This is a genomic window from Methylobacterium sp. Leaf118, assembly GCF_920984675.1.
Taxonomy (GTDB): Bacteria; Pseudomonadota; Alphaproteobacteria; order Rhizobiales; family Beijerinckiaceae; genus Methylobacterium.
This window is the reverse complement of the sequence record NZ_CAKLBV010000003.1, coordinates 120,011-141,458: the sequence shown is the minus strand read 5'-3', so window position 1 is coordinate 141,458 and position 21,448 is coordinate 120,011. Positions and strand designations below refer to the sequence as shown.

Below are 21,448 nucleotides of genomic sequence, written 5' to 3'. Positions count from 1 at the left end.
TGCCCCTCGCGTTTCTGGAACATTCCATGAACAAGCGGGACGCCTCCATGACCGGCAAGACCAGCGCCACGAAGTCCGACGCCGCCAAGTCTGACGCTGCCAAGTCCGACCCCGAGAATCCGAAGATCGATCCGACCGATGCCTCGAACCGGATCAAGGATCCGGATGAGTGGACGACGGGCGAAGAGCCGATGACCGGCGCCCAGGCCTCCTACCTCAAGACCCTGTCCGAGCAGGCCAAGTCGCCCGAGGCGTTCGAGGCCGATCTCGACAAGGCGGAGGCCTCGAAGCGCATCGACGCCCTGCGTAAGGAAACCGGCAAGGCCTGATGCCGGGCGAGGCGCGGGGCGGCGCCTCGCACCGACTCTCCCTTGGGAGGACGAGCGAACCGCGACGGTGCGTCCGATCGGGCGCATCGGCAGGGTGACCTCGGATGTCCTTGGGTTCCGCTGCCACGCGTCGCGATCAGAGAAATCCGATGAGCCCGCGCGGCGCCGGACAAGATTCGGCGCGAGGCCCGAGGCTCGGGCGAGCGATGGCCCGCGGGCGTCGAGGGTACCCCCCCCCGGAACGCGGTCAGAAAATGCCCGCGCGGACGCGACCGAACCACGTTTGGGGTCCCTGTCGTCTATTCCCTTAAGGTCGTCTCAACCCCGCGAGGGTAGCGTCGCTGAACTGTCAGTGTCCGGGACGATTCGCCGTGCGAACGCTTGCTTCCGTCGAATCCGTTGCCCGTCTCATCCGCTGCCTGGGGGCCTCCGCCGCGCGCCTGCGGCACGACACCGAAGGCGCGACAGCGATCGAATATTCGCTGCTCACGGCCATCATGGCGGCCGCGGTGGTGGCCTGCATGTCGGTCTTCGGCGCGGCGATGAAGGGCATGTTCGACTCGATCGTCGGTTACTACACCCTCGCGCAGTAGCGCCGCCGGGCCGTCACCGCGGCTTCCCCGATCCTGTCGGACCGGCACAGAGTCGGGGGCCCCGCGTCGGGCCCCTTGTCCGCGTGGCTCAGGCCTTGCCGGCGGGCTTGCGGCGAGGGGGGGGCGCGCTGGGCGTCTCTGGGCCCGGTCCGACGGGCGGCTCCGCGACGCGCGACGAAAATGGTCCTGGCTTGGGCGCGGCGGGAGCGGGCTCCGTCTTGGCGGCCTCCTTGGGCGGACTCCAGAAGGCGTCGAACACCTCCCGCATCGCCTTGACGTTCTGCTCCTGCACCTCGGCGCCGGTCTGGAGCATCTGCGAGATCACCTCCATCGACGCCTTGGTGGTGTCGGCGGCGGGGGGCGCCTGAGGCGTCTCCTTGCGCATCTGGGGCCGGGGCGGCGGCGGCGGGGCCGCGGCCTGGGTGGAGGCCATCGCCGAGAGCCCGTTCAGCCAATCGGTCCAGAGATGACCCATGCCGAGCGGCGCAGGCGTCGGCTCGGCTGCGGGGGCCGCGGGCGGGTTGAGCATCAGGTGGACGATTCCGGCCACGATCATGCCGGCCATGATCGGCAGCATCTGGCGCAGGGCCTGCGAGCCGACGCCGCTCGCGGCCGCGGCCTGCTGGATCACCGCCTGGCCGAGCATCGGCGAGCCGAACAGGCCGGACATCAGATCCGCCGGCTGTGCGCCGGCGGGCGTCCCGAGGCCGAACATGCGCGCGATCCCCATCGGGTCGGCGCTCGCATTGCGCTGGAGCCCCATGGTGAGGGCCGGCAGCAGCGCCTCCATCGCGCGGCGGGTCTGCTCCGGCGAGAGGCCGAATTGCTGACCGAACGCCTTCACGCTGGCATCGCCCTGACTCTGCAGGATGTCGAACATGGTGTACATGGCCGGACGCCTCACGCCGCCTTTTCGCCCGGACTCGACCGCATCCGGACTCGGCCAGGGTTTCGAAGGCCTGACCGACACCCATCCGCGTCCCGCAGGATGTGCGCTCGACGCGGGTCGCCGTCCATCCTGACCGGAGGCCCGCCGGGCCGGGCTCCGGCCGAACTGTGTCCTATCGGACGATCACTGACCAGCCATGACCCGGGTTCCGGGGCGATTTCGGTATGGAAAGCGCGGGCTTGTCGCGCCGCCGCGGGGTCAGGGCCGCATCCCGCTCGACGGCGCGGTCGGCACCGGTTCGCCGGCCGCAGCCACCTCGGGGTCCAGCGTCGCCCCGGGGGTGCGTCGCCGTTCCAGCCGTCCGATGGTGCGGAAGGCGAGGACGAGGCCGGTCAAGCCGAAGGCCACGGAGCCGAAGCCGGTGCCGGCGATCACGCCGGGGGGCCCGTACCACGCCGCGCCGAGGAGGGCCGGCGGCATCGTGCCGAGGGTCGCCCGGCCCCAGTTGAGCAGCGTCGAGAGAAACGGGAAGCCGAGATTGTTGAACGAGGCGTTCGAGAGGAACAGCAAGCCGTTGAAGAACCAGATCGGTCCGCTGGCGAGGCAGAAGAACCCGAACAGATCGGCGGCGGTGCCGGTCAACTCGAAGGCACGGGCGAGGGGGCCGCGGGCGAGCGCGAGGAGGAGCCAGACGGACAGGATGTAGAGCGCGCTTACCAGCGCCCCCTGCCGCAGCACGCCCCGCATCCGGTCGAAGCGGCCCGCCCCCCAGTTCTGGCCGAGGATCGGCCCGATCGAGCCCGACATCGCGAACAGGCCGCAGAAGGCGACCGGGGCGAGGCGCTCGATCACCACGTTGCCCGCGATCGCCTGGGGGCCGTAGCCCGACAGGGCGTGGGCGACGAAGGCGCTCGCGACCGAGGGGGCGAGATTGGTGAGCACCGCGGGCAGGGCGATGCGCGTCACTTCGGGCAGGTCGGCGACGACGCGGGCGAGGCCCGGCGCTTCGAGCAGGCGGCGGCGTCGCACATAGGTCAGGCCGATGGCCACGAAGGTCACCCGGGCGATGCAGACCGCGAGCGCCGCCCCGTCGACGCCGAGTCCGGCCGCGAAGATCAGCAGCGGATCGACGAACACCGTGACGACGGCGCCGCCGAGCGTCACCGACATTGCCTCGCGGGCGGCACCGACCGCCCGCAGCAGGCCGGTGAACAGCATCCCGGGGCCGAGCAGCAGGTTCGAGGGCAGGCTGATCCAGAGGTAGCGCTTGGCCACCTCCAGGGTGTGGCCCTCGGCGCCGATCGCCCGCAGCAGCGGATCGAGCCCCGCGAGCAGGAGGAGGGCGAGAAGCCCCGAGGCGACGAGGCCGTGCATCGTGATCGAGGTGGCGAGCCGCCGCGCGCCGGCCCGATCGCCGGAGCCGATCGCCCGGGAGACGAGGGCGCCCGCCGCGATCATCAGGCCGATATTGATGGCGATGGCGAAGAACTGGACGATGGAGGCGAAGCCGACCGCGGCGGTGAGGGACGGGTCGCCGAGCTTCGAGACGTAGAACAGCGACAGGAGATCGACAGCGAAGATCGCCATCAGCCCGACCGAGCCGGTGCCGCTCATCACGACGACGTGGCGCAGGATCGAACCCGAGACGAAGCGCGCCGCGCCCTCGTCCGCCCCCACCGCCGGCACGGAACCCGGATCAGGCATCCGGCGCGGCGTCCTCGTGCTCCAGGACGCGGGTCGCCGCCTCGTGGCGCTGGGTCTCGATCAGGCCCCGCGTCTCCGCCGAGAGCGCCCGCGAGGGCCGCGTCGGCGCCGTGAGCGGCTCCGGCCGCACCTCCGCCGCGCCGCGCAGCCAGCCGCTGCCGTCGGGCATGGCGCCGGCCTGCTGCAACACGAGGCGGGCGATGTCGCGCTTGCGCACGTCCTCGACCCGCCGCGCCGCCGCCTCGGCGGACAGCCCCAGGCCTTCCAGGGTGGCCCGGCCGAAGCCGAGAGCGGATTCGACGGTCTCGCGAAGCTGGAAGTCGACGTCGCGGTTCATCAGCGCGATGGCGTGCGTCCGGTCATAGGCCCGCACATAGGTGCGCACGTTCGCGAATTCCTCGTGCACGATGTCGACGATCTTCGTCGCCGCCGCCGGATCGTCGATGCAGATGCAGATGAGGTCGGCCCGGGCGAGGCCGGAGGCGCGCAGCACGTCGAGCCGGGTGCCGTCGCCGTAATAGATGCGGAATCCGAAGCTCGTGGCGGCGCGAATCTGCCCGACATCCTTGTCGATCACGGTGATGCTGATGCCCTCGGCGAGCAGCACCTGCGCCAGGATCTGCCCGAATCGGCCGAAGCCGACGACGAGGACGCGGGTCTCGCCGGATTCCGCCGCCTCGCCGACATCGGAGGGCGGCAGCGCCTCGGCCGGGCGGCGGGCGATCAGGGCGTCGAGACCCTTGGCGGCGATGGGCCCGACCAGCATGGTCAGGGCGGCCAGCGCCACGCAGAATCGGGTCACGTCCGCGTCGAGCACCCGCAGGTCGCCCGCCGCGGGCAGGATGACGAAGGCGAACTCGCCGGCCGGCGCCAGGACGGCGGCGCCGCGCACCGCGTCGAGCCAGGGCGAGCCGAACAGGCGGAACAGCCCCGCGACCAGCACGATCTTGACCGCGATGGCGGCGATCGTCGCGCCGATCAGGCTCGGCCAGTGCTCGAGGAGCAGCCCCCGCTCGATCGACATGCCGACGCTCATGAAGAACAGGCCGAGCAGCATGCCGCGGAACGGCTCGATATCGGCCTCGAGCTGGTGGCGGAAATTCGATTCGGCGAGCATCACCCCGGCCAGGAACGCCCCCATCGCCATGGAGAGACCGGCCTTCTCCATCACCATGGCGGTGCCGAGGACGACGAGGAGGGCGGCCGCCGTCATGACCTCGCGCCCGCCCGCCGCGGCGAGCAGGCGGAAGAACGGGTTCAGGCCGTAGCGCCCGACGATGACGACGCCCGCCACGGCGGCGGCGGCGGCGGCGGTGGAGCGCAGGCCCTCGTCGAGCCAGCCGTCCTTCGGGGTCGCTCCGGCGGAGGCCAGAAGCGGCAGCAGCGCCAGGATCGCCACGACCGAGATGTCCTGCAGCAGCAGCACCGCGAAGGAGCGCCCGCCATAGGCGCTGCCGAGATCGCCGCGCTCCTCGAGCAGTTGCAGCGCCACCGCGGTGGCCGAGAGCGCGAGGGCGATGCCGACGACGGTCGCGGCGGCGGGCGTCAGGCCGAACGCCAATCCGGCCCCCGCCAGCGCGAGGGAGCACAGGGCGAGCTGCGCGGTCCCGAGGCCGAAAATGTCGCGGCGCATCGAGACGAGGCGGGAAATCTCGAGTTCCAGCCCGACGATGAACAGGAGCAGCACCACGCCGATCTCGGCGACGCTGGTGGCGGTCTCGGGCTCGGCGATCAGCGAGAGCCCGGCCGGGCCGATCACCACGCCGGCCACGAGATAGCCGAGCACGGCGCTCTGGCCGAGCAGCCGCACGATCGGGACGCCGATCACCGCCGCCGACAGGAAGGTCAGCACCGGCGGCAGGAAGCTGGCGTGGGTCGCGGCGCTCGCCATGGAAGCCCGATGCCTCGCGGGACAAATTCGAGGGATTAAGCTCCCCTTATCCCGCGAGCCCCGCCACCGCGAGGCCGATTCGGGTGTCGTTCGTCACACCGCAGGGTCCGCGACAGGGATGATCCGCCCCGGACGAGCGATGCCGGTGGCCATACGGAAGACATATCCCCCTGCGCATAGGCCCCTGCGGCCGGCAGGAATCCCGCCTGACGGCAGATGTGTTATGTTCCCTGCATCGCGGACGGGCCTCTGACCCTGTGGCGGCTTTCGGGCCCGCTGCGGTTGACAGACACGGCCATCCCTCTCCACATCGCGGATCATGAGCGCCGACACCATCAACCTGACCGCCGACCCTGACCGGGTCCCGCATCCGGCCGTGACCGGCGACAAGCCGCCGCTGGAGATTCTCCTCTGCGCGCCACGCGGCTTCTGCGCCGGGGTGGTGCGGGCGATCGACGTGGTCGAGCGCGCCCTCGCCATCTACGGCGCGCCGGTCTACGTCCGCCACGAGATCGTCCACAACAAATACGTGGTCGAGACGCTCAAGCGCAAAGGCGCGGTGTTCGTGCGCGAGCTCGACGAGGTGCCCGACAGCGGCGCGCCCGTCATCTTCTCCGCCCACGGCGTCGCCAAGACCGTGCCGCAGAACGCGGTCTCGCGCGGGCTCACCACCATCGACGCGACCTGCCCGCTGGTGACCAAGGTCCACCGCGAGGCCGAGATCCACCACAAGCGCGGGCGCCACGTGCTGCTCGTCGGCCATTCCGGCCATCCGGAGGTCGTCGGCACCATGGGCCAGCTGCCCAAGGGCTCGATCACCCTCGTCGAGGATATCGACCAGATCGAAGCGCTCAACCCGCCGGCCGAGCAGGCGCTGGCCTGGGTGACGCAGACGACGCTGTCGATCGACGACACCAAGCACATCGTCGAGGCGCTGAAGGCCAAGTTCCCGGCGATCCACGGTCCCCACAAGGACGACATCTGCTACGCGACCACCAACCGCCAGGAGGCGGTCAAGGAAGTCGCACCGCGGGTCGACGCCCTGATCGTGGTCGGCTCCTCGAACTCCTCGAACTCGCAGCGCCTGCGCGAGGTCGCCGAGCGCGCCGGCTGCCCGATCACCCGCCTCGTCCTGCGCGCCGAGGAGATCGACTGGGACGCCTTCGAAGGCGTGCGTCGCCTGGGCCTCACCGCCGGCGCCTCCGCCCCGGAGGTGCTGGTGGAGGAGATCATCGACGCCTTCGCCGCCCGCTTCGACGTGACGGTGGATCAGGTCTCGGTGACGATCGAGGACATGTCGTTCCCGCTGCCGCGCGAGCTGCGCAGCGAGGCCGCCGAGTAGTTTTCTCGACAGCGATCACGCCGGACGTCCGGCGACGACCCCAGGGGCGCCCCACGGCGCCCCTTTCCTTTGCGGGATTCAGGCGTAGCGGCAACCGTGGCAGTCTATACCGACGTTTCCGACGAGGCGCTGCGCGCCTTCCTCGCCGAGTACGACCTCGGCGACATGCTCTCGTGCAAGGGCATCGCGGAGGGCGTCGAGAACTCGAACTTCTTCCTGCATACGGGCGCCGGCAACTTCATCCTCACCCTCTACGAGAAGCGGGTGCGGGAGGAGGATCTGCCGTTCTTCATCAATCTGATGGGGCATCTGGCCCGGGCCGGGCTCGCCTGCCCGCAGCCCGTGCGCAACCGGTCCGGCACGGCGCTGGGCCGCCTGTGCGGGCGCCCCGCCGCCATCGTCACCTTCCTCGACGGCGTCTCCCTGAGCCGACCCAACGCCGAGCATTGCCGGGCGCTCGGCGCCGCGCTCGCCGGCCTGCACGCGGCGGGCCGGGATTTCCCCATGCGCCGCGACAACAGCCTCTCGGTCGGGGCGTGGCGCCCGCTCTTCGCGCAGGCGGAAGCGCAGGCCGACACCGTGGCGCCGGGCCTTGCCGCCCGCACCCGCGCCGATCTCGACGTGCTCGAGGCTTCCTGGCCCCAGGGCCTGCCCACGGGCGTGATCCACGCCGATCTCTTCACCGACAACGTGTTCTTCATCGGCGACGGCGTGTCGGGCCTGATCGACTTCTACTTCGCCTGCACCGACGCCTTCGCCTACGACCTCGCCATCAGCCTCAACGCGTGGTGCTTCGACGCCGACGGCCGGTTCCACCGCGACAAGGCGGGCGCGATGATCGCCGGCTACGACGCCGTGCGGAGGCTGGAACCCGCCGAGGTCGCGGCCCTGCCGATCCTGGCCCGGGGGGCGGCGATGCGGTTCATGCTGACCCGGCTGGTCGACTGGCTGAACGTGCCCCCCGGCGCGCTGGTGCAGCCGAAGGACCCGCTGGAATATGACCGCCGCCTGACGTTCCACCGCACGGCGACGCATGCGCGCGATTACGGCTGGGCTTCAGAGTAACCCCCACCCGCTGCGGGGGAGGGGAGCGCCCCATCCAAACCAAATCGAGTCCGCCCATGACCCGACGCGCTTCGGCGCCGACCCTCTCCCGGCGTGGGGAGAGGGCTTGTCCCGTGCCTGTCGTCAGATCACCTTCAGCAGCGCCTCGGCGCCGGAGATCTCCGCCTTCGAGGGCGTGTCCTCGATGTTGAGCACCCGCACGACGCCGTCATCCACCAGCATGGCGTAGCGCTGCGAGCGCGGGCCGAGGCCGAACCCGGTGCCGTCCATGTCGAGGCCGACCGCCTTGGCGAACTCGGCATTTCCGTCGGCCAGGAACTCGATGCCCTCGGCGCCGCTCTGCTGCTGCCACGCGTTGAGCACGAAGATGTCGTTCACGGAGGTGATCGCGATGGTGTCGATGCCGCGGGCCAGGATCGCCTCGCGGTTGCTGACGAAGCCGGGCAGGTGGTTACGATGGCAGGCGGGCGTGAAGGCGCCGGGCACGCCGACCAGCACGACGCGGCGGCCCTTGAACAGGTCGTCGGTGGTCTTGGCTTGCGGCCCCTCGGGTCCGTTCACCCGGAAGGTGACCTGGGGCAGGTGATCGCCGACCTGAATCGTCATCCGTACTCTCCTCGCTTTCGTCCGGCGAAAGTCCGTTCCGGACAAAGCCTTTGCTCGTGCGCGGCCAGGGTTAGCCGTGGCCTGCGCCCCTGTCGAGGCGCGGCGCGACGGCGCAGGGGGCTGCTCCAAGTTCGCGGGCACGTTTGCCTTGTGGATCAATCGGCGCGGCCGCATTAGCATGGTGCCATGCAGAGACCCGCCTCCTCGCTCAAAGATCCGGCCTATCTCGACGGCCAGTTCCTGGTCGCGATGCCCGGCATCGGCGACGAGCGCTTCGCCCGATCGGTGATCTATCTCTGCGCGCATTCGGCGGACGGGGCGATGGGGATCATCGTCAACAAGCCGGTCGCCGATCTCAGCATGCCCGACCTGCTGATCCAGCTCGACATCGCCCGCGAATCCGATGCGATCCGCCTGCGCGAGCGGGTTGGCCACATGCCGGTGCTGATGGGCGGGCCGGTCGATGCCAAGCGCGGCTTCGTCCTTCATTCGGCCGATTTCCATATCGACCAATCGACCCTGCAGATCGACGAGGGGGTCTGCCTGACCGCCACGGTCGAGATCCTGCGGGCCATCGCCGACGGACGTGGGCCATCGAACGCCGTGCTGGCGCTCGGCTATGCCGGCTGGCAGGCGGGCCAGCTCGAGAACGAGATCCTGGCCAATGGCTGGCTCAACTGCCCGGCCGACCCGGAGCTGATCTTCGATGCCACCCTCGGCACGAAGTACGACCAGGCCCTGCGCGGCCTCGGCGTCGATCCGCTGATGCTCTCGGCGGAGGCCGGCCGGGCCTGACGGGGCGTTCTCCGACGCTCGGATCACGCTCCCGCCCGATCCGGGGCCGGGGCTTCACGCGTCCGCCCCGACCTCATCGCGGAGCCTCCCCGAACGGGGAGGCGGCGCACTCGCGCCGTTAGGGAAACACCCAGCCGCCGACGATCCGCAGCCCCACCGGGCGCCCCTGCGCGAGGCGCGCCGTATCGGAGGCCTCGACCACGACGGTCTTGGCGTTCTCCCGATCCACCTCGATGCGCTGGCGTCCTTGCGTGCGGTAGGACGAGCGCACCGTGCCGTGGAGATGGGCCGTGTCGGCCTCGGCGAATTGCAGCTGCCAGGGCCGGGCGTAGAGCTTGACCGGGCCGGTCAGCCCGGCCGGCGCCGTCAGCGGCGTCGTGCGGCCGTTCACGAGGACCTTGCCGTCCTGCGCGATCGCCTCGACCTCGATCGTGTCGCCGAGGAACTTCAGGACCAGTGGCGAGACCGGCTTTTCCTGCACCTCGTCGGGGGTCCCGACCTGCTCCAGCCTGCCTCGGTCCAGCACGGCGACCCGATCGGACAGTTCGAGCGCTTCGTCCTGGTCGTGGGTGACGAAGATCGTGGTCTGGCCGGTGCGGTCGTGGATCTCGCGCAGCCAGCGGCGCAGGTCCTTGCGGACCTGGGCGTCGAGGGCGCCGAACGGCTCGTCGAGGAGCAGCACCCGCGGCTCGACGGCGAGCGCCCGGGCGAGCGCGATGCGCTGCCGCTGGCCGCCGGAGAGCTGCGACGGGTAGCGGTCGGCGAAGCCCGAAAGCTTGATGAGGTCGAGCAGGTTGCCGACCCGGCGCTTGATCTCGGCCTTTTCCGGCCGCTCCGAGCGCCGGCGCGCATTGAGACCGTAGGCGATGTTGTCGGCCACCGTCAGGTGCTTGAACAGGGCATAGTGCTGGAACACGAAGCCGACCGCGCGCTGCTGCACCGGCACCCGCGTGGCATCGTCGCCGCCGAAGATGATCCGGCCGCGATCGGGGAAGTCGAGCCCGGCGATGATGCGCAGCAGCGTCGTCTTGCCCGAGCCCGATGGCCCGAGCAGGGCCAGCAGCTCACCCGCCCGCACGTCGAGGGTGAAGTCGTGCAGGACGGCCGCCGTGTCGAAGGTCTTCGAGAGATCCTCGATGCGGATCGCGGTCGCCTGCCCGATCCGGTCAGTGACGCCGTGCGCCCGCCGCGATGTCGTCGGCGTAGCGCCACTCGAGGAAGGATTTGATGGCGAGGGTGACAAGAGCGAGGCCGGCAAGGAGGGAGGCGACGGCGAAAGCGGCAACGAAGTTGTACTCATTGTAGAGAATCTCCACGTGCAGAGGCAGCGTGTTGGTGAGGCCGCGGATGTGGCCGGAGACCACCGAGACCGCGCCGAACTCGCCCATGGCCCGGGCGTTGCAGAGAAGGACCGAGTAGAGCAGGCCCCAGCGGATATTGGGCAGGGTCACGGTCCAGAAGGCGTGCCAGCCCGACGCGCCGAGGGTGAGCGCGGCCTCCTCCTCGGAGGTGCCCTGCTCCTGCATCAGCGGGATGAGCTGCCGGGCGACGAAGGGGAACGTCACGAAGATCGTGGCGAGCACGATGCCCGGGATCGCGAAGATCACCTGGATGTCGTGCTGGATCAGGAAGGCGCCGAACAGGCCGTTCGAGCCGAAGACCAAGACGTAGATCAGCCCCGACACCACCGGCGAGACCGAGAAGGGCAGGTCGATCAGCGTCACGAGCAGGTTCTTGCCCCGGAACTCGAACTTGGCGATGGCCCAGGCCGCCGCCACGCCGAAGACGAGGTTGAACGGCACCGCGATCGCCGCCACCGTCAGGGTCAGGCGGATCGCCGAGCGCGCATCCGGCTCCGTGAAGGCGGACAGATAGGCGCCCCAGCCCTTGGCCAGCGCCTGGGCGAACACCGTGATCAGCGGCAGCACCAGGAACAGGGCCAGGAAGGCCAGCGCCACGCCGATCAGGACGGCGCGGACCCAGCCGGCCTCCGTCACGACGCTGCGGGGGCGCAGGGCGGCGTCCCGCGGAGCGGGCGAGGGGTTCGGCGAGGGCAGGGATGCGGGGCCGTGGGCGATCGCCTCAGACATAGCCGAACCTCCGCCGGCTCCAGGCCTGGATCAGGTTGATGGCGAGCAGCGTCAGGAACGAGATCGCCAGCATGATCACCGCGATGGCGCTGGCGCCCTGGTAGTCGAACTCGGACAGCTTGATGACGATGAGCAGCGGCGCGATTTCGGAGACGTAGGGCAGATTGCCGGCGATGAAGATGATCGAGCCGTACTCGCCGACGCCCCGGGCGAAGGCGAGGGCGAAGCCGGTCAGCACCGCCGGAATCAGCGGCGGCAGCACCACCTTGGTCAGCGTCGCGACCCGCGAGGCGCCGAGAATGGCGGAGGCTTCCTCCACTTCCTTGTCGATCTCGCCGATCAGCGGCTGCACCGTGCGGACGGCGAAGGGCAGGCCGATGAACACCATGGCGATGAAGATGCCGACCGGGGTGTAGGCCGCCTCGATGCCGATCCGGGCGAGCTGCGCGCCGACGAGGCCGTTCGGCGCGTAGAGCGAGGCGAGGGCGATGCCGGCCACCGCGGTCGGCAGGGCGAAGGGCAGGTCGACCACGGCGTCGGCGAGCCGGCGGCCCGGGAAATCGTAGCGGGTCAGCACCCAGGCGACGATGCCGCCGAAGATCGAGGCGGTGAGCGCGGCGAGCAGCGACACGCCGAAGCTGACCCGCAGGGCGCTCGCCACCCGCGGATCGGTGGCGACCTCCCAGATCCCCGCGATCCCGAGCCCTCCGGCCTTGGCCACGAGGGCCGCGAGGGGCAGCAGGACGACGAGGCCGAGACAGGTGAGGGTGTAGCCGAGCGTGAGCCCGAAGCCCGGGATCACGCTCTTCTGGCGGAAGCGCCGCCGCGGCCGCACGGGGGGAGCCGCAGGAGCGGCCAAGGGAGCCGCCATCGGATCAGCGCCCGGCCTTGCTGAGTTGGTCGAACAGGCCGCCATTGTCGAAATTCGCCTTCTGGATCTCGTCCCAGGAGCCCTGGATGTCCTCGATCTTGAAGAGCTTCACCTCGGGCAGCAGGGCGAGATCCTCGGGCTTGGCGGCCTCGCGCTTCATCGGGCGATACCGGTGCTTGGCGAAGATCGCCTGCGCCTTGTCGCTGTAGAGGAACTGAAGGTAGGCCTCGGCCTGCTTGCGGGTGCCCTTCTTGTCGACGTTGGCGTCGACGAGGGCGACCGGCGGCTCGGCGTAGATCGAGGTCGGCGGCACGACGATGTCGAACTTGTCCTTGCCGAACTCTTCGAGGACGAGGAAGGCCTCGTTCTCCCAGGTCGGCAGCACGTCGCCGAGGCCCCGCTGCGCGAAGGTCACGGTCGAGCCGCGGGCGCCGGTGTCGAGCACGGGCACGTTCTTGTAGAGGTTGCCGACGAAGGCGTTGGCCTTCTCCTTGTTCTTCCCCTCCTTCTCGTAGGCGTAGCCCCAGGCGGCGAGGAAGTTCCAACGTCCGCCGGCGGAGGTCTTGGGGTTCGGCGTGATGACCTTCACGTCCGGATTGGCGAGGTCCGCCCAGTCCTTGACGTTCTTCGGATTGCCCTTGCGGACGAGGAACACCACCGTCGAGGTGTAGGGCAGGCCCTCGTTGGGCAACTTGGTGCGCCAGTCCGCCGGGATCTTCTTCGAAATCTTGCTGATGGCGTCGATGTCGGAGGGGATGCCGAGCGTCACCACGTCTGCCGGAATACCGTCGATCACGGTCCGGGCCTGCGAGCCGGAGCCGCCATGGGCGGCGCGCACCGTGATGGTCTCGCCGGTCTTGGCCTTCCACTCCTCGGCGAAGACCGCGTTGATGTCGCGGTAGAGCTCGCGCGTCGGATCGTAGGAGACGTTGAGGATCTCCGACTGCGCCTGCGCGCCGCCCACCAGGCCGACCGCCAGGGCGAGGCCTAGCAGGGCCGCGCGGCCGACAGGGGTGGCGCCGGGTCCGATGGAAATCCGTGAAGTCACGTCGTCTCACCTCCGCAGGGCGGGCCGGGGCCCGCTCGTTACGAAGGAATTGTTCGTTTTAAAGAACGTTGTCAAGCAGCGGCCATCCGAGCGGCCCGCCTAGCAGGCCAACCCTATGCGCGAATTTGCTTGTGAAAACAGCGCATCCTGGTGGGAGTCACCGCATTGTTCTCCCGAGAACCTCCCGCGCAAAAGAATGTTCTCTGCGCGTCGGGTTCTATAGAAAGAACGTTTTACGACCCTGCGCGCGGCGCGGCTCAGGCGGACGCCCATTCGATGGCGAGCCACAGGCCGCGAGCGACGATGAACCACCACGTCACCGTGAGGGCCAGGGCGCAGGCGAGCCCGAGGGTCGCGAAACGGCGGTGGAGAAGGCGCAGCAGCGCGCCGGACGAGTTCGGCATCGGACGTCCTGTCGGCAAAGCGGGGTCGGTCCCGGCACGGGTCGGGCGTGCCGTTCCCGCCGCCGCGATTGTCCCGTTTCGAGACGGATCGCGGCGGCTCGGGCGGCTCGGGCCCGAACTCGCAACCGGCGAACCAGCCCGCTCCCGCGGGCGCTCCCCTTGCCGCACACCCGGACGACCGGCCGCCGGCGCCGATCCCTCAACGTGTCGAGGCGATGTTCACCATGTTTTGAGGGGGCCCGACCGCGGGAGGGGCGGCGGCGGCGCTTTTGCTGTTTGGATCGCGGCCCCCCGCACCCCGCGGGATTGGGCCGGACCCCGTCCCGTTCGGGGAAGGAGCCCTCGATGTCCGTCTCCGTAGCGACCCGCAGCCCGTCGCGGCCGACCCCCGTTCTCGGCCTGCTCTCCTGCGGGTTCGAGGTCGGGGACCTGCCCCATCCGGAGGGCTTCGCGTTCATCCATGCCAGCGAGCCGTCGCACCGCTACCTGTCGTCCCCGCCGCCGGATTGGTACGGGGTCTGGAGCGTCATGCCCTGGCGCCCGGATTCCGACACCGTGCCGCCGGAGGACATCGTCGTCCTGACGCCGCGCCGGGCCCCCGGCGCCCACAGGGCCGCGGCCGGTTCGCGCCGGGGGCGGTGAGTCCGCGCGACCGCGGCGACGTAGCGGGCCAAGCCAGCTTTTCAGGCCGCGCCGGCTTCGCTTAAGCTGAGCTCATGAGCGAGAACGAGCTACGCGAGTCCCGGGCGGCCCTCCTTCTGATGGCCGTGGCGGTTTTCGCCGTGCTCGCCTTCGGGGCCGTGACGCTGATCGCCCAGGCGGGATAGGTCGGGCCTGGACGAGGCGTGGCTGCCGCCCGCCTCGGGTCAGTTCGAGAGCTGGCGCAGTTCCTGGTCGATCGCCGCGAGGGCGCGGGTCTGCTCCGGATCGGGCTCCGGGCCGCTGACATAGGCGAGCGTCACCCGGGCGATGCGCAGGGCCGTCGCGGGGTCGCGCCCCTCGCGCCGCGCCTGCTCGATCACGGCGGCGACGTCCGCCATGACCTGCGCCTTTGCCTCGTAACCTCGCATGGGGGCCGCCGCGTGCCGCATCCGGGCCGCCGTGAGCGCCCGCCCGACTCGTAGCATCGCCGTGCGCCGGGGCGAAATGCTCCCGGCCGGACCGGGCGATCACGTGACGGCGACTCCCCTGCTTTCGTGTTGACGGCGACATCCGGCGGACTTCGTTCACCGGGCGCGGTCCGGGCTCTTCGCAGCCGCCTGCGTCGCGGGCATAGTCCGCGGCGAACCGAACGGGGGCCGGACCATGGACGAGCGGATGCCGGAGGGAGCGCTGCGCCACGCGGTGTTCGACGTGGCCGAGGCCGTGCGCGGCTTGCCGGACACCTCCACCACGATGGTGGCCGATCACCGCTTCACCGACGACCCGGCGGCGAGCGCCCGGGTGTTCCGGGTCTATCGGCCGACCCCGCCGCACAGTCACGACACCTGCGACGAGTATCTCTACGCCCTCTCGGGCCGCTGCCTGATGCGGTTCGGCGAGGAGGCGCCGGTGGAGGTGGGGGCGGGCCGGCTCGTCGTGTTCAAGCGCGGCGTCGTCCACTCGGTGCCCGCGATTCTGGAGGAGCCGATGGTGTTCCTCTCCGTCGACACGCCGCGCCGGGAGCCGCGCGACATCCGCTTCGTCGAGGCCGGGACGGGCACGCCCGACACCTTCATGCGCCAGGCGGAGTGAGCTGCCTCAGGGCCGCTCGACCCCGGCCTCGAACAGGCGCCCGCTGGTGAGCCTCAGCAGATAGAAGCCGAATTGCGGGTTCTGGTAATAGAGCTGGCGGACTTCCGCATAGGTGAGGCACCGGGCGGTCCCCGCCTCGACGCAGGCGAGCGAGCCGGTGCGGCGGTTGCCGGGCGAGAGCATCCCCAGCTCGCCCACGATGTCGCCGGGCGCCAGGTCGAGCCCGTGCTCGGCGATGCGGAAGCGCCCGCTCTCGATCAGGTACATCTCCTCGGCCGGATCGTCCTTCAGGAACAGCACGTCCCCGGCCTGGAAGCGCCGGGAGGTGCCGAACGGCTTCAGCCAGTCGAGAGAGAGGTCGCCGGTCGCCGCCCGCCCGGTGTCGCGCACGAGACGAAGCATCTGGGCGAGGCGCCAGGCGTGGAGCGGGATCGGGAGGCCGGCCGCGAGCATCACGGGCCCGCTGCTCACAACGGCACCGTAGGCCAGGAGGAGAGCGCTGGCGCCGAGGGCGGCGATCCGAAACGGAATCATCGTGCGCGTCCCCGCCGAGACCGCGGCGAGAAGCGCGCCCAGATACCCGATCGCCTCGATTCCGTTCATGGCCGCTCCCTCCGAACCGCGGTTCGCATCCCCGAGGCGCGCGATGCAAGGGGGACGCCTCGTTCCAGGCGGGATGGGCGAGGACCGACGATCCTCTCCCCTCGATCCGGCGGACGACATCCGCCCCGCAGCCGCCGGGGCCCTCGAGGATGAAGCCTCGCCTCGACAGGGTCGAGGATCACACGCCCGCGACGTCACCCGAGAGATGATCTGCGATCGCATCGGCCGCGCGGGTCCCCTCCGCGTAGGCGCCCCCCCGCGGTGCCCCATTGCAGGCGGGAATTGGCCTCGCCCGCGAACCAGATCCGCGCGGCCACCGGTTCGTGCAGGAGGGAACGGGCCTGCGCATGGCCGGGCGGGACCACGGCCCAGGCGCCGCGGGACCAGGGATCGTGGCGCCACGCCGTCACCGCGGGGATCGCGAGGTCCCGCATCCGGCGCCCGCCGACATGCTCGGCGAGCACCGCCCGGGCGAAGCGGCGCTCAACATCCGGGCCGGACCGCAGGGCGTCGGCGGCCTCGGCGCTTGCCGCGTCGAGTTCGAAATAGTGGAACGGCGTGTCGTCGATCCGGGTCAGCATCCCCGGCGGCTCGTGACGGCCGCCGACGAGGCTGGCGAGCCGGTCCCGGCCCCGGAAGGGCGCCGAGGGCCAGTGCAGCACGGCGTGCTCGTAGATGCCGGCGCGGAAGCCGTCGATCGCGTCGCGGTGGCGGGCGGGCAGGGGCGGCTCGAACCGGACGCTGCCCTGGAGCACCGGGATCGGCACGGAGACGACGACGGCGCGGGCCGCGAGGGTCCCGCCATCCGCGAGGCGGATCTGGACGCCCGGCCCGGTGGTGTCGATGCCGGAGACCGCGGCGCCGAGGCGGATCGGCAGATCGAGAGCGAGGCGGGCAAGGTACGCGCCGTAGCCGCCGGCGATGAAGTAATTGTCGCCGTATTCGAGGCTCGGCCAGTCGTGCAGCGAGACCTCCCCGAGGGGCCGGCCCGAGACCAGGGCGTGGACGAGGCCGATCCGCTCCCGCCACGGTCCGAGGCTCGCCGGCACGGCGCCGGAGGCCGGCCCGTCCTCCCGCCGGCCGGCGGCGAGCGTCATCGCCCGGTCGGCCACGTCGAAGGCGCGGGAGAAGGCGGCCTGCTCGGCGGCGCGGCCCCGGCGGCGTCCGATCCAGAGATGCCCGTCCTGCGCCGCCCGCCGCAGGGGCTCGCCGCGGGCCCGTCCCAGGGCGACCAGCGGATTGACCGGCCCGGCATGGAGCCAGTGCGCGCCGAGATCGATCGGGTGGCCGCGCATCAGGGCGGTGAAGGCCCGGCCGCCGACACGGTCGCGCGCCTCCACCAGGGCCACCGACAGGCCGCGGGCGATCAGGCGCCGCGCTGCGGCGATCCCGGCCGCGCCCGCGCCGATCACCGCCACGTCGGGGTTGGCCGGGAGGCCGCGAAACCGCGGCGGAACGCTCGGGCGGAACCGGGCGTGTTCGGGCGGGCCGGCCGGGCGGCCGGTTCCGCCGCGGAGGCTCACGCCCCCCGCACCGACTCCAGCTCGTGCAGGATCGCGTCGCCCATCTGGGCCGTGTCGATCCCGTTCTCGCCCTCAGCCGCGATGTCGCGGGTGCGGGCCCCGCCGGCGAGCGCCCGGGTGATGGCGCTCTCCAGCAGGTCGGCGGCCTCGCCGAGACCGAAGGAATAGCGCAGGCACATGGCGAGGGAGCCGATCATCGCGATCGGGTTGGCGTAGCCCTTGCCCGCGATGTCGGGAGCCGAGCCGTGGACCGGCTCGTAGAGCGCCTTGCGGGTGCCGCGGGCGTCGGCGGCGCCGAGCGAGGCGGAGGGCAGCATGCCGAGGGAGCCGGTCAGCATCGCGGCGACATCCGAGAGCACGTCGCCGAACAGGTTGTCGGTCACCAGCACGTCGAACTGCTTGGGCCGCCGCACCAGCTGCATGGCGCAGTTGTCGGCCAGGACATGCTCGAGCGCGACATCGGAATAATGCTCGGCATGGACCCGGGTGACGACCTCCTTCCAGAGGACGCCGGTCTTCATCACGTTGTTCTTCTCGGCAGAGGCCACGCGGCCCGAGCGCTTGCGGGCGAGGTCGAAGGCGACGTGGGCGATCCGCTCGATCTCGGCGGTGGTGTAGACCTGCGTGTCGACGGCCCGCTTCGAGCCGTCCGGCAGGGTGGTGATCTCTTTCGGCTCGCCAAAATAGACGCCGCCGGTGAGTTCGCGCACGATCATGATGTCGAGCCCCTCGACCAGATCGCGCTTGAGCGCCGAGGCGTCGGCGAGCGCCGGGTAGCAGAGGGCCGGCCGCAGATTGGCGAACAGGCCGAGATCCTTGCGCAGGCGCAGCAGGCCCGCCTCGGGCCGCAGATCGTAGGCCACGCCGGTCCATTTCGGGCCGCCGACGGCGCCGAGGAGGATCGCGTCCGCCGCGTCGGCCCGCGCCAGGGTCTCGTCGGAGAGGGGCTTGCCGTGGGCGTCGAGGGCCGAGCCGCCGACATGGTCGCGCTCGGTCTCGAAGGAGGCGAGGCCGGACCGGTTGAGCCAGCCGACGATCTTCTCCACCTCGGTCATCACCTCGGGGCCGATGCCGTCGCCGGGCAGGAGCAGGAGCTTGTAGGTCGTCATGGGGGCCTCGGGGCTGCCTCGACGGGCGTCGCGCCACGTCCCGAAAGGGGAGAGGCGCCGTACTGGGTGCCCGGGCCTCTATCGAGGCGGCCGGCCGGCCGCAAGTCTTCGTGACGCGGGCAACCTTTTCGGGGGGCTGCGTATTGCGGCTCGGGTCCGGCGCCTTCCTTCGCAAAGTCCGCGCCCTAGGTCAGGTCCCGTGCTCCGGTCCAGCTTGCTTCTCCTCACCCCCGCCGTCTCGGTCGCGGCCCTGCTCGTCCTTTCCGCGGCGCCGTCCGGGCGGGCCGCCGCGGCGTCGAAGGGCGGCGCTTCCTGCTACCAAACCGGCGGCGGTGCCCTGGAAATCTGCCGCTCCGACGACGAGGCCGAGGGCGTCTACGCCCTGCCGCCCCCCTGCCGCTACGTCCACGACGTGCAGATCATGCGCCTCAAGGAGACCGGGCCACCCGGGCCCCTCCAGGTGATCTATCGCGGCGAGCCACCCGCCCGGGAGAGCCGCCGGGGCGACGAGGCCTGCCTGGCCGACCGGGTCGCCGACGATCCGGCGGCGGGCGGCGCGGTGCGCCTCGGCCGGCAGGCCGACGCGCTCGCCACCACCCTGCCGGTGACCGATCCCCGCTTCTGGAACGCGGGCCCCGCAAGCGGCGCGCCCGCAGAGGCGCGAAAGTCCCGCCGCAACAGCCGGGAGAGCCGCCGCGCCCGCCGCGAAGCCCGTCGGGAGGCTCGGGAGGCGCGCGCCCAAGGCCAAGGGCCGGCCCAGGCGCAGGGCCGAGGGCAGGAGCGGATGACGTTCCGCCCGCGGCCCACGGTGACCGAGGGCGATCCCTCCGGCAGCGCCATGATGGTGGCCGGACGCGACTGGGCGGGCGACCCCTATTACGCGATCCTGACCACGGCGACGGAGTCGGCCGAGGGCGGGCAGCGCCGCGTCCTCGTCCAGGCGCGCACCTACGACTTCCAGGGGCTCGACCTGCGGGTCACGGCCGATCCCGGCACGGCCTGGATGCCCTTCGGCGGGCCGCCGCAGGAGGAGGGGGGGCGCCGTCGCGGACGCGGCCGGCGGGAAGCCCCGCCCACGCCCAAGCCCGCCCCGGTGCTCGACGAGACCGGCCAGGCCATCACCGGACATTGCGCCGCCCCGGGCTTCGAGGCGCGGGGGCTGTCGGGCTCGATCAGCATGGTCGACCGCACCTACCACTATTTCTACACCGACGTGCTCCCCACCGAGTGCGGGGCGCCGCGGGAGAAGCGCCGGATGGGACTCTACCTGCGCACCAGCCGGGATCCCCTGGCCGAACGGGCGTGGTCGTCCCCGGTGACCCTGATCGAGGGCCTGCCGGCCGACAGCCTCGTGCGGGTCGCCAAGGCCCGGGGCATGGACCGCTGGGCGGTGGTCTATGCGTGCTCGCGGCCGGTCACCGTCTCGGGCGGGCCGATCGCCGACGTCTGCCTGCACTACACCACCGATCTGTCGCCCGGCAGCATCACGGCTTTGTCGTTGTTCTCTGAGCCGGTCGCGGCCGGCCACTCGACCGCCTATCTCGGCCTGCGCTCCGGCGGCGACGCCCTGGGGCGTGTCACCCGGGACGGGTTCGGGCTGATGACCGACCGCCACGGCAATCTCGACACCCCGGACATCTACCCGGACAAGGGCGGCTTCCTGACCTGGCTCGACCGCCGGGCGCCCCGCGCCGACGGCAGCGACGCGTCCTCGCTCTACGGCCGCCCGGTCTTTTGGGCGACCTGGACGGTGCGGCCGCGGACGCCGTGAGCTGCATCCCCGGCCAAGGGCGGCTGGCCCGCCTGACGCCGGAGGCCGGCGACCAAGGTTCCGGACGATCTTTTATTGGGCGCGGTCAAAAAACCTAGGACGGCGCCCGCCCTCGGGCGAATCCTCGAAGCGGAACGGCCCTGCCGAGAGCAAGCGGAGCGGCACCATGGCGATCCGGGTGGGGCAAGCTGTTGGAGCGGGTGAAGGGAATCGAACCCTCGTATTCAGCTTGGAAGGCTGATCCCTCGACTAGATTTCACCCCTGATTGCCGGCCCATTCCATTAACCACCGCATTGAGAATACAGCGAAAATCCGCGTCCCTGCGTAGCCAGCCCCGTTGCGCAGCGTTTCCCCGTCAGGCTGGTATCAGGCTGGTATCACTCGAAACGGGGACCTGGGCAGGGCATGGCGAAGGCGGCTGCGAAGGCCAAGGCGAAGCCGGCGGCGTACACCCGAAAGCGGGTGTCCCTCGGGCTCGACCACGTCGTCCGAGGCGAGACGCTCATCGAGGAGGGGCGCGTCCCGGGGCGCGGAATCGAGTTCGCCGACACGCAGACGCCCGGGCTGATCCTGCGGGTCACCCCGACGGCATCGACATTCATGCTCAAGACGGAGCATGCCACGGTTCGCCTGGGCGAGGCCAACCGCATCACGGTCCAGCAGGCGCGCGACCAGGCAGCCCTCGCGCGCATCAGCCTGAAGCGCGGCCGGGACCCCCGGCGCCAGGTCGCGGCGTTCGAGGCCTCGCTGGGTCATACCGGGGACGAGGGCGCCGCGGCGGAGATCTCGGCCGCCGTCGACGACACCCCGGCGCAGACCGAGGCGGACCGGCGCGCACACGGGCCTTGGCTCTGGCGCGACCTTGTCGACGAATTTCTCGCGGCCAAGCTGCCTGATCTGAAGCCGACCTACAGGAAGGACTACGAGAGCTACCTGCGGCACGAGGCCTTCAACCGTATCCGTGACCGGCTCGTCTCTGACATCCGCATCGCCGACCTGGAGGGCGTGCGAAACGCCGTCGTGAAGAGCAATACCGTGAGCGCGGCGCGCCGGGTGGTGTCAAACAGCGTGGAATGTTGA

At 71.0% G+C, this 21,448-nt stretch carries 21 protein-coding genes and 1 pseudogene; 9 read left to right on the top strand and 13 right to left on the bottom strand.

All coding sequences use genetic code 11. The features are described 5' to 3' along the window. Window positions 1-47: 47 nt before the first annotated feature. Both LW587_RS02630 and LW587_RS02625 read left to right on the top strand, forming a co-directional pair. Window positions 48-329 (top strand): DUF3072 domain-containing protein, encoded by a 282-nt coding sequence (locus tag LW587_RS02630; protein WP_232628069.1) that lies wholly within the window; start codon window positions 48-50, stop codon window positions 327-329. Window positions 330-700: 371 nt separating this feature from the next. Beyond that, window positions 701-922 (top strand): Flp family type IVb pilin, encoded by a 222-nt coding sequence (locus tag LW587_RS02625; RefSeq protein ID WP_232628041.1) that lies wholly within the window; start codon window positions 701-703, stop codon window positions 920-922. Window positions 923-1,010: 88 nt separating this feature from the next. Here the strand turns inward: LW587_RS02625 and LW587_RS02620 are convergent, their stop codons facing one another. The 3 genes from LW587_RS02620 to LW587_RS02610 form a co-directional block, all read right to left on the bottom strand. Beyond that, window positions 1,011-1,811, bottom strand: coding sequence for a DUF937 domain-containing protein (locus LW587_RS02620; protein WP_442919084.1), 801 nt, complete (start codon window positions 1,809-1,811; stop codon window positions 1,011-1,013). Between the two features lie 258 nt (window positions 1,812-2,069). Then, the gene (locus LW587_RS02615) at window positions 2,070-3,515 is read right to left on the bottom strand and encodes an MATE family efflux transporter (RefSeq protein ID WP_232628039.1); all 1,446 of its coding nucleotides are present in this window, start codon (window positions 3,513-3,515) and stop codon (window positions 2,070-2,072) included. Next, window positions 3,508-5,406 carry a monovalent cation:proton antiporter-2 (CPA2) family protein gene (locus LW587_RS02610; protein WP_232628038.1) on the bottom strand — a complete coding sequence of 633 codons (1,899 nt, stop codon included), beginning with the start codon at window positions 5,404-5,406 and terminating at the stop codon, window positions 3,508-3,510. Before LW587_RS02610 ends, LW587_RS02615 begins: the two co-directional genes overlap by 8 nt. Window positions 5,407-5,725: 319 nt before the next feature. On the opposite strand from LW587_RS02610, the gene ispH reads away from it, so the two are divergent. Together ispH and thrB are read left to right on the top strand one after the other, a co-directional pair. Next, entirely contained in the window at window positions 5,726-6,748 is a 1,023-nt protein-coding gene (gene ispH / locus LW587_RS02605) for a 4-hydroxy-3-methylbut-2-enyl diphosphate reductase (RefSeq protein WP_232628037.1), read from the top strand. A 96-nt stretch (window positions 6,749-6,844) separates the two neighbouring features. After that, window positions 6,845-7,813, top strand: coding sequence for a homoserine kinase (gene thrB / locus LW587_RS02600; RefSeq protein ID WP_232628036.1), 969 nt, complete (start codon window positions 6,845-6,847; stop codon window positions 7,811-7,813). A gap of 123 nt (window positions 7,814-7,936) precedes the next feature. On the opposite strand, the gene LW587_RS02595 is transcribed toward thrB, so the two are convergent. Further along, window positions 7,937-8,419 carry a peroxiredoxin gene (locus LW587_RS02595; RefSeq protein ID WP_232628035.1) on the bottom strand — a complete coding sequence of 161 codons (483 nt, stop codon included), beginning with the start codon at window positions 8,417-8,419 and terminating at the stop codon, window positions 7,937-7,939. A gap of 186 nt (window positions 8,420-8,605) precedes the next feature. Here LW587_RS02595 and LW587_RS02590 point away from each other — a divergent pair, with 186 nt between their 5' ends. Next, on the top strand, window positions 8,606-9,214 hold the full coding sequence (locus LW587_RS02590; RefSeq protein ID WP_232628034.1) for a YqgE/AlgH family protein: 609 nt from the start codon (window positions 8,606-8,608) through the stop codon (window positions 9,212-9,214). 118 nt (window positions 9,215-9,332) lie between these two features. Here LW587_RS02590 and LW587_RS02585 read toward each other — a convergent pair whose 3' ends face one another. From LW587_RS02585 to LW587_RS02565, 5 genes are all read right to left on the bottom strand, one after another. Next, the gene (locus LW587_RS02585; RefSeq protein ID WP_232628068.1) at window positions 9,333-10,376 is read right to left on the bottom strand and encodes a sulfate/molybdate ABC transporter ATP-binding protein; all 1,044 of its coding nucleotides are present in this window, start codon (window positions 10,374-10,376) and stop codon (window positions 9,333-9,335) included. Window positions 10,377-10,380: 4 nt separating this feature from the next. Further along, window positions 10,381-11,304 (bottom strand): sulfate ABC transporter permease subunit CysW, encoded by a 924-nt coding sequence (gene cysW / locus LW587_RS02580; protein WP_232628033.1) that lies wholly within the window; start codon window positions 11,302-11,304, stop codon window positions 10,381-10,383. After that, window positions 11,297-12,175, bottom strand: coding sequence for a sulfate ABC transporter permease subunit CysT (cysT, locus tag LW587_RS02575; protein WP_232628032.1), 879 nt, complete (start codon window positions 12,173-12,175; stop codon window positions 11,297-11,299). Before cysT ends, cysW begins: the two co-directional genes overlap by 8 nt. Window positions 12,176-12,179: 4 nt before the next feature. Then, window positions 12,180-13,223, bottom strand: coding sequence for a sulfate ABC transporter substrate-binding protein (locus LW587_RS02570; RefSeq protein WP_442919082.1), 1,044 nt, complete (start codon window positions 13,221-13,223; stop codon window positions 12,180-12,182). Between the two features lie 257 nt (window positions 13,224-13,480). Further along, window positions 13,481-13,627, bottom strand: coding sequence for a hypothetical protein (locus LW587_RS02565; RefSeq protein ID WP_232628031.1), 147 nt, complete (start codon window positions 13,625-13,627; stop codon window positions 13,481-13,483). A gap of 345 nt (window positions 13,628-13,972) precedes the next feature. Here LW587_RS02565 and LW587_RS02560 point away from each other — a divergent pair, with 345 nt between their 5' ends. Then, window positions 13,973-14,269 carry a hypothetical protein gene (locus LW587_RS02560; protein ID WP_232628030.1) on the top strand — a complete coding sequence of 99 codons (297 nt, stop codon included), beginning with the start codon at window positions 13,973-13,975 and terminating at the stop codon, window positions 14,267-14,269. A gap of 224 nt (window positions 14,270-14,493) precedes the next feature. Here the strand turns inward: LW587_RS02560 and LW587_RS02555 are convergent, their stop codons facing one another. Next, window positions 14,494-14,667: a hypothetical protein gene (locus LW587_RS02555; protein ID WP_232628029.1), complete on the bottom strand. Its 174-nt coding sequence runs from the start codon at window positions 14,665-14,667 to the stop codon at window positions 14,494-14,496. Between the two features lie 265 nt (window positions 14,668-14,932). Here LW587_RS02555 and LW587_RS02550 point away from each other — a divergent pair, with 265 nt between their 5' ends. Then, entirely contained in the window at window positions 14,933-15,361 is a 429-nt protein-coding gene (locus LW587_RS02550) for a cupin domain-containing protein (protein WP_232628028.1), read from the top strand. A gap of 6 nt (window positions 15,362-15,367) precedes the next feature. Here the strand turns inward: LW587_RS02550 and LW587_RS02545 are convergent, their stop codons facing one another. From LW587_RS02545 to leuB, 3 genes and pseudogenes are all read right to left on the bottom strand, one after another. Beyond that, on the bottom strand, window positions 15,368-15,964 hold the full coding sequence (locus tag LW587_RS02545) for a Crp/Fnr family transcriptional regulator (protein WP_232628027.1): 597 nt from the start codon (window positions 15,962-15,964) through the stop codon (window positions 15,368-15,370). 178 nt (window positions 15,965-16,142) lie between these two features. After that, window positions 16,143-17,487: pseudogene (locus LW587_RS02540) on the bottom strand (flavin monoamine oxidase family protein). Then, window positions 17,484-18,596 carry a 3-isopropylmalate dehydrogenase gene (gene leuB / locus LW587_RS02535; protein ID WP_232628026.1) on the bottom strand — a complete coding sequence of 371 codons (1,113 nt, stop codon included), beginning with the start codon at window positions 18,594-18,596 and terminating at the stop codon, window positions 17,484-17,486. The pseudogene LW587_RS02540 and the gene leuB overlap by 4 nt, the downstream one beginning before the upstream one ends. Window positions 18,597-18,795: 199 nt before the next feature. Here leuB and LW587_RS02530 point away from each other — a divergent pair, with 199 nt between their 5' ends. Together LW587_RS02530 and LW587_RS02525 are read left to right on the top strand one after the other, a co-directional pair. Continuing rightward, a complete protein-coding gene (locus tag LW587_RS02530) occupies window positions 18,796-20,367 on the top strand; it encodes a hypothetical protein (protein ID WP_442919081.1) in 1,572 nt (523 codons plus the stop codon). Window positions 20,368-20,773: 406 nt separating this feature from the next. Further along, a complete protein-coding gene (locus LW587_RS02525) occupies window positions 20,774-21,448 on the top strand; it encodes an integrase arm-type DNA-binding domain-containing protein (protein ID WP_232628025.1) in 675 nt (224 codons plus the stop codon).